Annotated in this window: 14 protein-coding genes; 9 read left to right on the top strand and 5 right to left on the bottom strand. The window is 67.9% G+C overall.

Annotation, left to right across the window (positions count from 1 at the left end; all coding sequences use genetic code 11):
• Nucleotides 1–18: 18 nt before the first annotated feature.
• Complete coding sequence (locus ABD224_RS01835) at nt 19–702, bottom strand: PadR family transcriptional regulator (RefSeq protein ID WP_344045932.1); 684 nt, start codon at nt 700–702, stop codon at nt 19–21.
• A 419-nt stretch (nt 703–1121) separates the two neighbouring features.
• On the opposite strand from ABD224_RS01835, the gene ABD224_RS01830 reads away from it, so the two are divergent.
• Nucleotides 1122–3785 (top strand): transglycosylase domain-containing protein, encoded by a 2664-nt coding sequence (locus ABD224_RS01830; RefSeq protein WP_344045930.1) that lies wholly within the window; start codon nt 1122–1124, stop codon nt 3783–3785.
• Between the two features lie 110 nt (nt 3786–3895).
• Complete coding sequence (locus ABD224_RS01825) at nt 3896–5404, top strand: glycosyltransferase family 87 protein (protein WP_425580899.1); 1509 nt, start codon at nt 3896–3898, stop codon at nt 5402–5404.
• A gap of 114 nt (nt 5405–5518) precedes the next feature.
• Here the strand turns inward: ABD224_RS01825 and ABD224_RS01820 are convergent, their stop codons facing one another.
• From ABD224_RS01820 to ABD224_RS01810, 3 genes are all read right to left on the bottom strand, one after another.
• Nucleotides 5519–6550, bottom strand: coding sequence for an alanine racemase (locus tag ABD224_RS01820; protein WP_344045926.1), 1032 nt, complete (start codon nt 6548–6550; stop codon nt 5519–5521).
• A gap of 109 nt (nt 6551–6659) precedes the next feature.
• Nucleotides 6660–7781 (bottom strand): peptidoglycan bridge formation glycyltransferase FemX, encoded by a 1122-nt coding sequence (gene femX / locus ABD224_RS01815; protein WP_344045924.1) that lies wholly within the window; start codon nt 7779–7781, stop codon nt 6660–6662.
• Nucleotides 7782–7990: 209 nt separating this feature from the next.
• A complete protein-coding gene (locus ABD224_RS01810; protein WP_344045922.1) occupies nt 7991–8302 on the bottom strand; it encodes a hypothetical protein in 312 nt (103 codons plus the stop codon).
• A 293-nt stretch (nt 8303–8595) separates the two neighbouring features.
• Between ABD224_RS01810 and rpsF the strand changes: the two genes are divergently transcribed.
• From rpsF to rplI, 4 genes are all read left to right on the top strand, one after another.
• A complete protein-coding gene (gene rpsF / locus ABD224_RS01805) occupies nt 8596–8886 on the top strand; it encodes a 30S ribosomal protein S6 (RefSeq protein ID WP_344045920.1) in 291 nt (96 codons plus the stop codon).
• A gap of 77 nt (nt 8887–8963) precedes the next feature.
• Nucleotides 8964–9521 carry a single-stranded DNA-binding protein gene (locus tag ABD224_RS01800; protein ID WP_344045918.1) on the top strand — a complete coding sequence of 186 codons (558 nt, stop codon included), beginning with the start codon at nt 8964–8966 and terminating at the stop codon, nt 9519–9521.
• A gap of 57 nt (nt 9522–9578) precedes the next feature.
• Nucleotides 9579–9815 carry a 30S ribosomal protein S18 gene (gene rpsR, locus ABD224_RS01795; protein WP_067397804.1) on the top strand — a complete coding sequence of 79 codons (237 nt, stop codon included), beginning with the start codon at nt 9579–9581 and terminating at the stop codon, nt 9813–9815.
• 18 nt (nt 9816–9833) lie between these two features.
• On the top strand, nt 9834–10280 hold the full coding sequence (gene rplI, locus ABD224_RS01790) for a 50S ribosomal protein L9 (protein WP_344045915.1): 447 nt from the start codon (nt 9834–9836) through the stop codon (nt 10278–10280).
• A gap of 122 nt (nt 10281–10402) precedes the next feature.
• Here rplI and ABD224_RS01785 read toward each other — a convergent pair whose 3' ends face one another.
• Nucleotides 10403–11707, bottom strand: coding sequence for an MATE family efflux transporter (locus tag ABD224_RS01785; protein WP_344046273.1), 1305 nt, complete (start codon nt 11705–11707; stop codon nt 10403–10405).
• A gap of 491 nt (nt 11708–12198) precedes the next feature.
• Between ABD224_RS01785 and dnaB the strand changes: the two genes are divergently transcribed.
• The 3 genes from dnaB (at nt 12199) to ABD224_RS01770 (ending at nt 15221) form a co-directional block, all read left to right on the top strand.
• Complete coding sequence (dnaB, locus tag ABD224_RS01780) at nt 12199–13674, top strand: replicative DNA helicase (protein ID WP_344045914.1); 1476 nt, start codon at nt 12199–12201, stop codon at nt 13672–13674.
• A 121-nt stretch (nt 13675–13795) separates the two neighbouring features.
• The gene (locus ABD224_RS01775; RefSeq protein WP_344045913.1) at nt 13796–14392 is read left to right on the top strand and encodes a TetR/AcrR family transcriptional regulator; all 597 of its coding nucleotides are present in this window, start codon (nt 13796–13798) and stop codon (nt 14390–14392) included.
• Nucleotides 14385–15221 carry an alpha/beta fold hydrolase gene (locus ABD224_RS01770; protein WP_344045912.1) on the top strand — a complete coding sequence of 279 codons (837 nt, stop codon included), beginning with the start codon at nt 14385–14387 and terminating at the stop codon, nt 15219–15221. Before ABD224_RS01775 ends, ABD224_RS01770 begins: the two co-directional genes overlap by 8 nt.
• Nucleotides 15222–15224: the final 3 nt, after the last annotated feature.

The following is a 15224-nucleotide window of genomic DNA, read 5'->3' as shown; positions in this document are numbered from 1 at the left end:
TGAAGCCCCGACGGGACCTCACGTGGCGGTGTCGTCGGGCGTATCCGGCCGGGAATGCCGCCCGGACCGGGGCAGGACGCCCGTCGCTCCAGTGGTGGTGTCCTGCGAGTCGGGCCCCCCGGATCCGGAACCCTTGAGGTCCCGCCCGGCCCGCTCGCTTTCGATGAGCTCGTTCAGCCAGCGCACTTCGCGCTCCACGGACTCCATCCCGTGACGCTGGAGCTCGAGTGTGTAGGCGTCGAGGCGCTCCCGGGTGCGCGCCAGGGAGGCGCGCATCTTCTCCAGACGCTCCTCCAGCCGGCTGCGACGGCCCTCGAGCACACGCATGCGCACGTCGCGCGATGTCTGCCCGAAGAAGGCGAAACGCGCGGCGAAGTGCTCGTCTTCGTATGTGTCGGGCCCCGTCTGGGAGAGCAGCTCCTCGAAGCGCTCCTTCCCCTCGGCCGTCAGCCTGTAGACGATCTTGGCGCGGCGTCCCGAGAGCGCGGCGGAGACGGCGTCCTCCGGCGCGCTCCCCGGCTCCTCGATCAACCAGCCGTTGGCGACCAGCGTCTTGAGGCAGGGGTAGAGCGACCCGTAGCTGAACGCCCGGAACACACCCAGTGACGTATTGAGTCGTTTGCGCAGCTCATAGCCGTGCATCGGAGATTCGCGCAGCAGTCCGAGTACGGCGAACTCCAGGATCCCGGAACGCCGGCCCATCGTCGCCTCCTCTCTGCCGCGCCCCGGTGCGGCGGATGCCGCTCCGGGTGCCGTGACGGTCTCTATCTCGCGCCGATGTATCGACTCGATACATCACGACGATAGAGCGGTGCTCCAGGTGCGACAAGAGAAAACCAAGAGAAAACCAAGAGGGAAGTGGGTGAGCGGAATCACATCACCGTCTTGTTGAAGCCAAGTTGCGTGGTTTGGGGTGTACTTCGGAGCTCAACGAGTTGTGGTGGTGCGTAGTCTGTGCGCCATGAATACAGCCGGGAACCGTGTGACGCTTAGGGACGTCATCGTCCCGGGTGCAGTACGGGTGAATGAGCGACCGACCGCATCCGTACTTCGGGGGGACCGGAAACCAGCCGCCGTTTCCAGGCGCGCGAGGGTGCGCCTGCCCGAGGAGTAGTCGTTCGATGAGCGAGCACCGTCGCAAACCGCCGCAGCCGCAGGGAGGAGGACGTGCCGCGGCCCGACGCGGCCAGTCCGGTTCGTCCTCCGGCCGCCGTGCGGCACCGCGGGGCGCCACTGGATCTCCTGCCGGCTCCTACGGGCCCGGTTCGCACGGATCGGGTCCGTACGCAGGAGGTGGAGGGCGTCCGTACGGCGGCCGCGCCGAGGCCCGGCGGGCCGCGCAGAGAGGCGGCCGCCGAGGCCGGGCGGCACCGTCCGACAGGAACCGGATCATTGACTACCCGCGCGCGGACAAGGACGGATGGCGCCGCTGGGTGCCGTCCTGGAAGCTCGTGACGGGGCTGTGCATCGGCTTCATGGGAAGCCTGGTGGCGCTCGCGGGGATCGGATACGCCACGGTGACCGTGCCGGACGTCGCCAAGACCGCGACCGCTCAGAACAACGTGTACTACTGGGCGGACGGCAAGGAGATGGTGCGGACGGGCGGTGAGATCAACCGCCAGATCGTCAACCTCGACTCCATCCCCAAGGAGATGCAGTACGCCGTCGTCTCCCAGGAGAACAAGACCTTCTGGACCGACAGCGGCATCGACCCCAAGGGCATCGCGCGGGCCGTCTTCAACATGGCGAGGGGCGGCCAGACGCAGGGTGGTTCCACCATCACCCAGCAGTACGTCAAGAACGCCATGCTCAACGACCAGTCGCAGACGCTCTCCCGCAAGTTCAAGGAGATCTTCGTAGCGATCAAGGTCGGGGCCACCGTGCGCAAGGACGACATCATGGCCGGCTACCTGAACTCCGCGTACTACGGTCGCGGGGCGTACGGCATTCAGGCCGCCGCGCGCGCGTACTTCGACAAGGAAGCCAAGGATCTGAACCCGGGTGAGTGCGCCTTCCTGGCCGCGATGCTCAAGGGCGCGACCTACTACGACCCCGCGGGCGCGACCTCGATCGACCCGGCGGCCACGCCCGAGGACAATACGAGGCGGGCCCGGCGCCAGATGCAGGACACGCTCGACAAGATGGTCGAGTACGGCTATCTGGACGCTTCGGTACGGGACAAGTACAGGGATCTCCCCAGGCTGAAGAACCCGAGGTCGAACACGCAGCTGAGCGGTCAGATCGGCTATCTGGTCGACCTCGCCAGGGCATACGTCATCAACAACACGGAGATCACCGCCGACCAGCTGCAGCAGGGCGGCTACCAGATCCACACCACCTTCGACCGGAAGAAGGTCGAGCAGCTGGAGAAGGCCGTCAAGAAGGTCTACAAGGAGAACATCGACCCCGAGAAGCGCCCGAAGACCGACACCCACGTCCAGTTCGGCGGGGCCTCGGTGGACCCGAAGACGGGTGCCATCGTGGCGGTCTACGGCGGTGAGGACGCGACAAAGCACTTCACGAACAACGCCGACGCCACGGGTGCCCAGGTGGGTTCGACGTTCAAGCCGTTCGTGCTGGCCGCAGCCATGCAGGACGGCATCCGCAACCCGAACCTCGGCCCCTCGCAGGCACAGGACGAGCGCACACAGGTCTCGCCCAAGAGCCGCTTCAGCGGCAAGAACAAGCTCAAGATCAAGGAGTACGACGGAAGGATCTGGAGGAACGAGAAGGGCGAGGAGTGGCTCCAGGTCAATGACGGCAATGTGTCCTACGGCACGCCGCCCGACTACCTGATCGATCTTCGGGAGGCGATGCGCGAGTCGGTGAACTCCGCTTTCGTGCAGCTGGGCATGGACGTGGGCCTGGACAAGGTCAAGCAGGCCGCCATCAACGCCGGCCTGAAGGAGGACAGCCTGACCGGCACCAACTACCCGTCCTTCTCCATCGGCATCTCCCACCCCAGCGCCATCCGCATGGCGAGCGCGTACGCCACCTTCGCCGCCAGCGGAAAGCAGAACGAGCCGTTCTCCGTCACCAGGGTCGAGAACAAGGACGGGGTGCTCTTCAAGCACGAGAGCCAGACCAAGCAGGCCTTCACCAAGAAGGTCGCCGACAACGTCACCGACGTCCTGAAGACCGTGGTCGAGGAGGGCACGGGTACCAACGCCCAGTTGCCGGGTCGTGAGGTGGCCGGCAAGACCGGTACCACGGACGGCAACAAGTCGGCCTGGTTCGTCGGCTACACCCCGCAGCTGTCGACGGCGATCAGCATGTTCCGGCTCGACGACGACGCCAACAACAAGTCGCGCCAGTTCCTGAAGATGTTCGGAACGGGTGGCCAGGCAAAGATCCACGGTGCCTCGTTCCCGGCCGAGATCTGGCACGACTACATGCTGGAAGCGCTCAAGAACGAGCCGGCGATTCCCTTCCCGGAACCCGAGCCCATCGGCGAGATCGTCAACGCCAAGCCCACCTCCACGCCGACTCCTTCGGCCACCCAGACCGAGGAGGAGAAGGAAGAAGAGGTGGAGGAGACCCCGTCCTCCTCGCCCACGCCTTCGGAGACCGAGACCAGCCCGACGCCCACGCAGACCCCGACCCGCTGCGGTTTCTTCGGCTGCAGCGACAACGGTGGTCAGACGGGCAACGGCGGGGCGAACGGCGGTGTCAGCCCGTCGCCCACGGACGGCGGCGACCTCGGGGGCAACGACAACGGCAACGGCTTCGGAGGCGGCAGCCGGGGCGGTGGCGGCGGAGGCTTCTTCGGAGGTCAGGGCAATTAGCCCCTTCGCCCTTCGGCGGGCGTGTTCCACGTGAAACGAGGGCCGTCGCACCCACCTCTGGTGCGGCGGCCCTCCGTCTCTTCCCGGACACGTACGGCAGGATGTGCCCCATGCCCAGTGCTGAATCCACGCAAGCGAGCGTGCACGAGCCCGCCCCGGTGTGCCCCACTCAGGAGGACGAGGTCGCCACGGCCGGCAGTGAGCTGATCGGCGGCCCGCTCGGGCGGCACGCCCTGCTCGGGACGTCCTGGTGGACCCCGGTACGAGTCGTCGCGCTCGTCGCGATCGGCATGTTCGCTCTCGGCCTGGTCCAGAAAGCGCCCTGTTACCACGGCGCCTGGTTCTTCGGTGCGAGCTCGCAGTACACGAAGGCCTGCTACTCGGACATCCCGCACCTCTACCAGGGGCGGGGCTTCGCCGATGGCCTCGTGCCCTACTTCGACAAGCTCCCCGGCGACATGCCGTATCTGGAGTACCCCGTGCTGACCGGGCTGTTCATGGAGGTGGCCTCCTGGCTGACCCCGAACAGCGGCACCATCCAGTACCAGGAGCAGTGGTACTGGACGGTCAACGCCGGGATGCTGATGGTGTGCGCGGCCGTCATCGTCGTCTGTGTGGCCCGTACGCACGCCGGACGGCCCTGGGACGCTCTGCTGGTCGCGCTGGCCCCGGCCTTCGTGCTGACCGCCACCATCAACTGGGACCTGCTGGCGGTCTCTCTGACGGCCGCCGCGATGCTGATGTGGTCCCGGGGGCGCTCGCTCGCCTCCGGTGTTCTGCTGGGGCTCGCCACGGCCGCCAAGCTCTACCCCGTTCTCCTGCTCGGCCCGCTGTTCCTGCTGTGCTGGCGTGCCGGGAAATGGCGCGATTTCGGCAGGGCCCTGACGGGCGCGGTGGTCGCCTGGCTGGTGGTGAATCTGCCGGTGATGGCCTTCGCCACGGACGGCTGGTGGCAGTTCTACAAGTTCAGCCGTGAGCGGGGCGTCGACTTCGGCTCCTTCTGGCTGATCTGGAGCCAGAACACCAGCAATCCGCCCAGCGTCACTTTCGTCAACACCACGGCCGTTCTGCTGGTGCTGCTGTGCGCTCTCGGCATCGCGGTGCTGACGCTGTCCGCCCCGCGCCGTCCACGCTTCGCCCAGCTCGCCTTTCTGATCGTGGCGGTCTTCATCCTGACCAACAAGGTCTACTCGCCGCAGTACGTCCTGTGGCTGGTCCCGCTGGCCGCGCTGGCCCGCCCCAGGTGGCGGGACTTCCTGATCTGGCAGGCCTGTGAGGTGGTGTACTTCCTCGGAATCTGGATGTACCTCGCCTACACGACCAGCGGAGAGGCCCACAAGGGCCTGCCGACCGACGGCTACCACGGGGCGATCGCCGTGCATCTGCTGGGCACGCTGTACCTGTGCGTGGTCGTCGTGCGCGACATCCTCATGCCGGAGAGGGACGTGGTGCGCCGCGCCGGTGACGACGACCCCTCGGGTGGCGTCCTCGACGGCGCCGAGGACGTCTTCACGCTCCGCACTCGCCTGTCCTCGCCGCATCCTGCGGCTCACCCGGACGCACCGACGGTGGGGTGGGGCAGCCGGAGTGCGGTTGCGTCCCGGGGCGATGTGCGCTGAGTGAGCGGGGCCCGCTCCACGGCATGCGAAAGGCCGTCCACGGCGGTGACCGTGGACGGCCTTTCGCTGGAGAAAGCGGAGAGAAAGAGAGAGGAGAGAAGGAGGAAAGAGGATTCAGCGGTCCACGAGCCGGTCGTACTGCGTGGTGGTGTGCCGCAGATGCGCCACCATCTCGTCACCGACCTTGGGCTCCGGGGCGTCCGCGGGGATGAACAGGATCGACACCTGCATGTGGGGCGGCTCCGCGAACCAGCGCTGCTTGCCGCCCCAGACGAACGGGGAGAGGTTCCGGTTCACCGTGGCGAGGCCGGCACGGGCGACGCCCTTGGCCCGCGGCATGACACCGTGCATCGCCTTGGGGGCCTCCAGACCCACTCCGTGCGACGTACCGCCCGCCACGACCACCAGGAAGCCGTCCGAGGGGGCCTTCTGCTGGCGGTAGCCGAAGCGTTCGCCCTTGGTGACCCGCGTGACGTCCAGGACCGAGCCGCGGTACTCGGTGGCCTCGTGGTCCCCCAGCCACAGCCGTGTCCCGATCCGGGCGCGGAAGCGGGTCTGCGGGAACTGCTGTTGCAGCTGGGCGAGTTCGTCCGCCTTGAGATGGCTGACGAACATCGTGTGCAACGGCAGCCGGGCGGCGCGCAGCCGGTTCATCCAGCCGATGACCTCCTCCACCGCGCTCGTGCCGTCGGTGCGGTCCAGCGGCAGATGGATGGCGAAGCCCTCCAGCCGGACGTTCTCGATGGCGGCGTGCAGCTCCGGCAGGTCCTTCTCGTTGACTCCGTGCCGCTTCATCGAGGACATCACCTCGATGACGACCCGGGCCCCGACCAGGCCGTACACCCCGTCCACCGACGACACCGAGCGGACCACCCGGTCGGGCAGCGGCACCGGCTCCTCGCCGCGGCGGTACGGCGTGAGCACCAGCAGGTCGCCGCTGAAGAAGTCCTTGAGGCGCGCGGCCTCGTACGTCGTGCCGACGGCGACGAGGTCCGCGCCCAGCCGGGTGGCTTCCTCCGCCAGTCGTTCGTGCCCGAAGCCGTAGCCGTTGCCCTTGCAGACCGGGACGAGGCCCGGGAACTGCTCCTGCACGTGCTTGTGATGCGCCCGCCAGCGCGCGGTGTCGACGTAGAGCGTGAGCGCCATGGCCGGACCCGAAACCTTTCTCGTGGTTGCGGTCTATTCGGAAACAGGGAACGGAAACAGGGAACGAAACAGGGAAGTCGTCGACGGTGCCGAAGCGAAGAGTGCCAGGTCAGCGCCGCGACATGTAGATGTCGAGCGCCTTGTGGAGCAGCTTGTTCAGCGGGAAGTCCCACTCGCCGAGGTACTCGGCGGCCTGTCCGCCGGTGCCGACCTTGAACTGGATCAGGCCGAAGAGATGGTCGGTCTCGTCCAGCGAGTCGGAGATGCCGCGCAGATCGTAGACCGTGGCACCGAGCGCATAGGCGTCGCGCAGCATCCGCCACTGCATCGCGTTCGAGGGGCGGACCTCCCGGCCGATGTTGTCGGAGGCACCGTAGGAGTACCAGACGTGCCCGCCGACGATCAGCATGGTCGCCGCGGCCAGGTTCACACCGTTGTGCCGGGCGAAGTACAGCCGCATGCGGTTGGGGTCCTCGGCGTTGAGGACCGTCCACATGCGCTGGAAGTACGACAGCGGGCGGGGCCGGAAGTTGTCGCGCACCGCGGTGATCTCGTACAGCCGCTGCCATTCCTCGAGGTCCTCGTAGCCGCCCTGGACGACCTCGACACCGGCCTTCTCGGCCTTCTTGATGTTGCGGCGCCACAGCTGGTTGAAGTTCTTGTGCACCTCCTCCAGGGACCGGTTGGCCAGCGGTACCTGGAAGACGTAGCGGGGCTGGACGTCACCGAAGCCGGCGCCTCCGTCCTCGCCCTGCTGCCAGCCCATACGGCGCAGTTTGTCGGCGACCTCGAAGGCGCGGGGCTCGATGAAGTCGGCCTGCAGATCGCGCAGACGCTTGACGTCCGGGTCCTGGATGCCCTTCTTGATGGTCTCCGCGTTCCAGCGGCGGATGATCACCGGCGGGCCCATCTTCACCGAGAAGGCACCTTGCTGCTTCAGGTGCGCCAGCATCGGCTGGATCCAGTCGTCGAGGTTCGGCGCGAACCAGTTGATGACCGGGCCTTCGGGCAGGTAGGCGAGATACCGCTTGATCTTGGGCAGCTGGCGGTACAGGACGAGACCCACACCGACCAGCTCGCCGGTGCGGTCGTCGAACCACCCCAGATTCTCCGAACGCCACTCGGTCTTGACATCCGCCCAGGCCGGAACCTGCATGTGACTCGCCGCGGGCAGGCTCTGGATGTAGGCCAGATGCTGCTCTCGACTGATGGTCCTCAGGGTCAGGCTCATTCGGGGCGCTCCTCGGGCTGGTGTGTCCCCATGGGTCAGGGGCTCCGGCTCTCGCGCGGAAGCCTACTGCGCCCGGGGAGCGCGCAGACTGGCCGCACACCACCTTCGCCCTGGTCCGCCGTCCGCCGGGGCGCCGCACGGGGCGGTACGGGCGGCGCTCCCGCGGTCCGGTGGACGACGCCCGCAGGGGGGCGGCCGGAACACCCGGATCAGCCGAAGAGACCGCCGTGCGCCAGGCCGAGGTAGAAGCCCACCGCGGAGGCGCCCAGGCCGATGACGAGCCCGAAGCGCGCGCGTGTGGTCTCCGAGATCCACTGGCCGTACGCGCCGGCGAGGATGCCCACCAGGCCGGCCCAGGAGCTCAGCATGTGCAGACCGTGGAAGAGGAGCCCGGTGATGAAGGACAGCAGGCCCAGCACCAGGGCCACCGCGAGCAGGGTGTCCTGGAGCGGGTGGGGCTTGCCGTCCGTGGCGAAGAGGCCGCCGCCTGCGGCGGTGTTCGGTCGCATCGTCTGTGCCATGGGGCACCTCCTGCGAAAGGGGCGCATTGTAGCGCTACGCACACCCGCGATGTCCGGTGATGTCCAGGTTGACGGGTTCCGCGACCTGATTTCAACCGGAAGCGAGTGTGCGGGTAGTCTGTACGCTCTGCACGGTGTCTGCCCCGGTGAAGGCATGGTGAACCCGGAGAGTTCGTCGGTCGGCCCCGATTGTCAGTGGCGACTGATGTAATGCAGGCACTGTGGCGTACGCATCACAACCCTCCTGCCACGGAACGACCGTGGCCGTTGAGTCCAGAGGAGGTGGGTTCCACATGCGTCACTACGAGGTGATGGTCATCCTCGACCCCGATCTCGAGGAGCGCGCTGTCGCCCCGCTGATCGAGAGCTTCCTTTCCGTCGTCCGTGACGGTGGCGGAAAGGTCGAGAAGGTCGACACCTGGGGTCGTCGTCGTCTCGCGTACGAGATCAAGAAGAAGCCCGAGGGCATCTACTCGGTCATCGACCTGCAGGCGGAGCCTGCGGTCGTCAAGGAGCTCGACCGCCAGATGAACCTGAACGAGTCGGTCCTCCGGACCAAGGTCCTCCGCCCCGAGACCCACTGAGCCCTTCCGCTCAGCCGGCCTCGGGATCCGAGTAGCAGCACCAAGCAGCCAGCAGCACACCCGCCGAGAGGTTCCCCATGGCAGGCGAGACCGTCATCACGGTTGTCGGCAATCTTGTCGACGACCCCGAGCTGCGCTTCACCCCCTCCGGTGCGGCGGTCGCGAAGTTCCGTGTCGCGTCCACGCCCCGGATCTTCGACCGTCAGACGAACGAGTGGAAGGACGGCGAGAGCCTCTTCCTCACCTGCTCGGTCTGGCGTCAGGCGGCGGAGAACGTCGCCGAGTCGCTTCAGCGAGGCATGCGCGTCATCGTGCAGGGCCGGCTGAAGCAGCGGTCCTACGAGGACAACCAGGGCATCAAGCGCACGGTCTACGAACTGGACGTCGACGAGGTCGGCGCCAGCCTGCGCAACGCCACGGCCAAGGTCACCAAGACCACCGGCCGCGGTGGCCAGGGCGGTTACGGCGGTGGTCAGGGCGGCGGCTGGGGCGGCGGCCCCGGCGGCGGCCCGCAGGGCGGCGCTCCCGCCGACGACCCGTGGGCGACCGGCGCTCCCGCCGGTGGCGGTCAGGGCGGCGGCTGGGGCGGCGGTTCCGGCGGTGGCGGCGGCTACTCGGACGAGCCTCCCTTCTAGGTCTTCGGACCAGGGGCGGGCCGCACCCCTACTTCTTGATCACACAGGAGAAACACCATGGCGAAGCCGCCTGTGCGCAAGCCTAAGAAGAAGGTCTGCGCTTTCTGCAAGGACAAGATCACGTACGTGGACTACAAGGACACGAACATGCTGCGGAAGTTCATCTCCGACCGCGGCAAGATTCGTGCCCGCCGCGTGACCGGCAACTGCACGCAGCACCAGCGTGACGTCGCCACGGCCGTCAAGAACAGCCGTGAAATGGCGCTGCTGCCCTACACCTCCACCGCGCGCTAAGGGAAGGGTGAGTCATTCATGAAGATCATCCTCACCCACGAGGTCTCCGGCCTCGGCGCCGCGGGTGACATCGTCGAGGTCAAGGACGGTTACGCCCGCAACTACCTGATCCCGCGGAAGCTTGCGATCCGCTGGACCAAGGGCGGCGAGAAGGACGTCGAGCAGATCCGTCGTGCTCGCAAGATCCGTGAGATCCAGACCATCGAGCAGGCCAACCAGATCAAGGCTCAGCTCGAGGGTGTGAAGGTCCGGCTGTCGGTCCGCTCCGGCGCCTCCGGTCGTCTCTTCGGTTCCGTCACCCCGGCCGACATCGCCTCGGCGATCAAGGAGGCCGGTGGCCCTGAGGTCGACAAGCGTCGCATCGAGCTGGCTGCGCCGATCAAGACCCTGGGCGCCCACGAGACCTCCGTGCGTCTGCACCCCGAGGTTTCCGCCAAGGTCAACATCGAGGTCGTCGCGGCCTGACCGTTGCACGTGGCGTGAACACCCGGTCAGGGGGCCGCACCCGTCGAGGGTGCGGCCCCTTGGTGTTGCTGGTATGCCGCGGTGCGAGAGCAGTGCGAGAAGCGGCGTTTCACGTGAAACGGTCAGCGCGTCGCCCCCGTGACGATCCAGCGGCCCGAGCGGGAGCGCAGCCACAGGGTCAGCATGCGCACGGTCATCATCAGCGCCATGGCCGCCCAGAGCATGGTGAGTCCGCCCTTGAGGAAGGGAACGAGCAGCGCTGCCGGAGTGAAGACGGCCAGGGTGACCAGCATGGCTCCGGCGAGATACGGCCCGTCTCCGGCACCCATCAGCACACCGTCCAGGACATAGACGATGCCGCAGACCGGTTGGGAGAGCGCCACCACGAGCAGTGCGGGCAGCGCGGCGTCCTTGACGGCGACGTCGCTGGTGAAGAGGGAGAGAAAGAGCGGCCGGCTCAGGACCACGAGAAGCCCGAGGCAGAAGCCGACGGCGATGCCCCACTGCACCATGCGCCGACAGGCACCCTTGGCGCCTTCGACGTCCGCGGCACCCAGATAACGGCCGATGATGGCCTGCCCGGCGATGGCGATGGCATCGAGGGCGAACGCGAGCAGGCTCCACAAGGACAGGATGATCTGGTGAGCGGCGATGTCCACGTCACCGAGGCGGGCCGCCACCGCCGTGGCGATCATCAGGATCGCGCGCAGGGAAAGGGTGCGGATGAGCAGGGGGACGCCGGCCTGCGCGGACGCCCTGATGCCGGCCGCGTCGGGACGGAGCGAGGCATTGTGCCTGCGGGCTCCGCGGATGACCACGGCAAGGTAGACGGCCGCCATGCCGCACTGGGCGATGACAGTGCCCCAGGCCGAGCCCGCGATGCCGAGTCCGGCGCCGTAGACGAGGCCGGTGTTCAGAAGCGCGTTGGCGGCAAAGCCGGTGACCGAGACATACAGCGGCGTCCGGGTGTCCTGCAGTCCGCGCAGCACACCGGTGGCGGCCAGGACGACGAGCATGGCCGGAATGCCCAGCGAGGAGATGCGCAGATAGGCGGTCGCGTACGGGGCCGCGGTCCGCGAGGCGCCGAAGAGCTCCACCAGGGCGGGTGCGGTGGGCAGTACGACCATGACCACGGCCACGCCGAGCAGCAGAGCCAGCCAGATGCCGTCCATGCCCTGGCGGATGGCTGCCTGGAGATCGCCCGCGCCGACGCGGCGGGCGACGGCCGCGGTGGTCGCATAGGCAAGGAAGACGAAGACGCTGACGGCGGTCATCAAAAGGGCCGAGGCGACGCCGAGTCCGGCGAGCTGCGCCGTGCCGAGGTGGCCGACGATCGCGCTGTCGGTCATCACGAAGAGGGGCTCGGCGACCAGTGCGCCGAAGGCCGGAACGGCCAGTGCGACGATCTCTCGGTCGTGCCGGCGCAGGGAGGCCGTAGGGCGTGCGGGGGCCTATGTCATGCGCACCAATCTAATCGTCCACAGGTAAGAGTTGTAAGCGGGTATTGCCTCTTACCTCTGTGTGCGGGGCACTCGCTTGTACGTACCGCACCGAGCGATCTTGGGCCGACCGGGAAAGTTTTTCTCCTGCACAGCCAGTGGATGGGAAAACAGCAGGTCAGAGCCGCTTTTGGGGGAGTGCCGAGGGCTTGTTCACAGTACTGTCCACCGGGTCGTGCACAGGTTTGGAGGAGTTCTCCACAGCATCAGGGCTCTTATCCACATGGCCTGTGGATAACCGGATTGGCTGATGCCTCCCGGAGTCCTACCGTGGACCGGCGCCCGCTCTGTTTTTCGGCCTTCCCAACTGCCGCAAAGCCGACATGTCCGAAGCGGAGACGGGTTTCTCATGTGTCGGTGCCGTCCCCTGAGGCAGGGGCATGGCGAGGTCCGCTCGGCGGACGGGAGGAGGTCGCTCGGTGAGCATTTCCGAGCCCTTGGACGACCCGTGGGCCGACAGAGGGCCCCGTGACCGTGTGCCCGCTTCCCGTCGTCTCGATCTGGGCCCTGGCCGCGAGGAGCAGCACGAGCGCGGCCAGGAGCACGGTGCATGGGACGACAGGAACCCCTCCTTCGAGCGACTGCCCCCGCAGGACCTGGAAGCCGAGCAGTCGGTCCTCGGCGGAATGCTTCTGTCCAAGGACGCCATCGCCGATGTCGTGGAGATTCTCAAGGGCCGCGACTTCTACAAACCGGCACACGAGACGATCTACGAGGCGATCCTCGACGTCTACGCCAGGGGCGAGCCCGCCGACCCCATCACCATCGCCGCCGAGCTCACCAGACGCGGCGAGATCAACAAGGTGGGCGGTGCCTCCTACCTCCACTCGCTTGTGCAGACCGTGCCGACGGCGGCGAACGCCGCGTACTACGCGGAGATCGTCCACGAGCGTGCGATCCTGCGCCGTCTCGTCGAGGCCGGTACACGCATCACACAGATGGGATACGCGGCCGACGACGACGTCGACGAGATCGTCAACCGTGCCCAGGCCGAGGTCTACGCGGTCACCGAGCAGCGCACCAGCGAGGACTACCTGCCGCTGGGCGACATCATGGAAGGCGCGCTCGACGAGATCGAGGCGATCGGCTCGCGCAGCGGAGAGATGACCGGTGTGCCCACCGGCTTCACCGACTTCGACGCGCTGACGAACGGCCTGCACCCGGGGCAGATGATCGTCATCGCCGCGCGCCCCGCGATGGGCAAGTCGACGCTCGCGCTGGACTTCGCACGGACGGCGGCGATCAAGCACAACCTGCCCAGCGTCATCTTCTCGCTGGAGATGGGACGCAACGAGATCGCGATGCGTCTGCTGTCCGCCGAGGCCCGCGTCGCCCTGCACCACATGCGCTCGGGCACGATGACCGACGAGGACTGGACGCGACTGGCCCGCCGGATGCCGGACGTCTCGGCCGCCCCGCTCTACATCGACGACTCCCCGAACCTGTCGATGATGGAGATCCGCGCCAAGTGCCGGCGTCTGAAGCAGCGCAACGACCTCAGGCTGGTCGTCATCGACTATCTGCAGCTGATGCAGTCCGGCAGCTCCAGACGCCCCGAGAGCCGGCAGCAGGAGGTCTCGGAGATGTCCCGCAACCTCAAGCTGCTGGCCAAGGAACTGGAGATCCCGGTCATCGCGCTCTCCCAGCTCAACCGCGGCCCCGAGCAGCGCACGGACAAGAAGCCGATGGTCTCCGACCTGCGTGAGTCGGGCTCCATCGAGCAGGACGCCGACATGGTCATCCTGCTGCACCGCGAGGACGCGTACGAGAAGGAGTCGCCCCGCGCCGGTGAGGCCGACCTGATCGTCGCCAAGCACCGCAACGGCCCGACCGCGACGATCACGGTCGCCTTCCAGGGCCACTACTCACGGTTCGTGGACATGGCGCAGACCTGAGCCGTCCGAAGGGGAAGCCGCAGATCACAGCAGCGTCGGCCGGCAAGGACGATGGCCTCCCATTGCTTTCCTAGGGCCTCTAGGTTATTCCTAGAGGCCCTAGGAGCTTTGGGGAGGGTGCATGGCGCGGGCCGGGCTGACGGCGGAGCGGGTGACGGTCGCGGGCGCCGAGCTGGCGGACGAGGCCGGGTTCGACCAGGTGACCATGTCGCAGGTGGCGCGGCGGCTGGGCGTGAAGGACGCGAGTCTCTACGCGCACGTCCGCAACCTGGAGGACCTGCGGGGACGGATCGCGCTTCTGGCGGCGGACGAGAAGACCCTCCGCATCGCGGAGGCGATCGCCGGCCGTTCGGGCAAGGACGCTCTGGTCGCCTTCGCCCATGCCTGGCGGGAGTACGCGCACCGGCACCCGGGGCGCTATGCGGCGACGCAGGCCTCGATCCGGATCGACCCTGAACTGGCCGCGAAGGCGCCCGGACCACGGCGCGCGGTCGAGCTGACCTACGGCATGCTGCGCGGCTACGGACTCGCCGAGCCCGACCTGACCGACGCGGTCCGGCTGCTGCGCAGCACCTTCCACGGGTTCATCGCGCTGGAGGCCGCGGGCGGATTCGCGCACGAGCGTTCGCCGGAGCAGTCCTGGATCCGTTCCCTCGACGCCCTGCACAGCCTCCTGGAGCACTGGCCCCCGTCCCGAGAGGAGACCCGGCATGACTGACCCGGCCATCGGCAGCCTGCGCGTGAACGGCGCCACCCTGCACTACGAAGTGCGCGGCCGGGGTCCGCTCCTGCTGCTGATCCCCGGAGGAACGGGCGGCGCGGCCTCCTTCGACGGCATCGCCGACGACCTGGCCGGCGCATACACCGTCGCGACCTACGATCCGCGCGGCATGTCCCGCAGCACACTGGACGACCCCGAGGCCGAGCAGCGCGTGGCCGAGCACGCCGAGGACGCGCTCCGGCTGCTGGAACGGCTGTCGCCCGGTGAACCGGCCCGGGTGTTCGGCGCCAGCTCGGGCGCGATCGTCGCCGTGCACCTGCTCACCGCCCACCCCGAACGTGTCGCACGCGTCGTGGCGCACGAACCGCCGCTGGTGGAGGTCCTTCCGGACGCTGCCGAGCACCGCGCGCTCATCGCGCGCGTGAGGGAGACGTTCCGTACGCGGGGGCTCATGCCGGCGATGGCCGTCCTGGCCGCGGGGCTGAGCAAGGACGGTGGCGCCACCGCACCGGAGGCCGGGACCGAGCTGCCGCCCCAGGCGGCGGCTCGGGCCGAGCGGACGATGGCCGACCTGCCGTACTTCGTCGGGCGCATCGTGCCCGGCTTCATGTCCTACGCGCCGGACCTCCAGCGGCTCGAGGCACTGTCGGACCGGCTCGTGCTCGCCTGCGGCGAGGATTCACGCGGTGAACTGCCCTATCGTTCGGCTGCTTTCCTGGCCGAGCGCCTCGGCACGAAGCTCCGGCACTTCCCCGGCGGGCACATCGGTCTGACCACTCATCCCGCCGCCTTCGGCGCGTGCCTGCGGAAGGCCCTGTGCGACTGAGCC

Source organism: Streptomyces thermoalcalitolerans (assembly GCF_039525155.1).
GTDB classification, from domain to species: domain Bacteria; phylum Actinomycetota; class Actinomycetes; order Streptomycetales; family Streptomycetaceae; genus Streptomyces; species Streptomyces thermovulgaris.
This window is presented reverse-complemented; position numbering and strand designations above follow the sequence as displayed.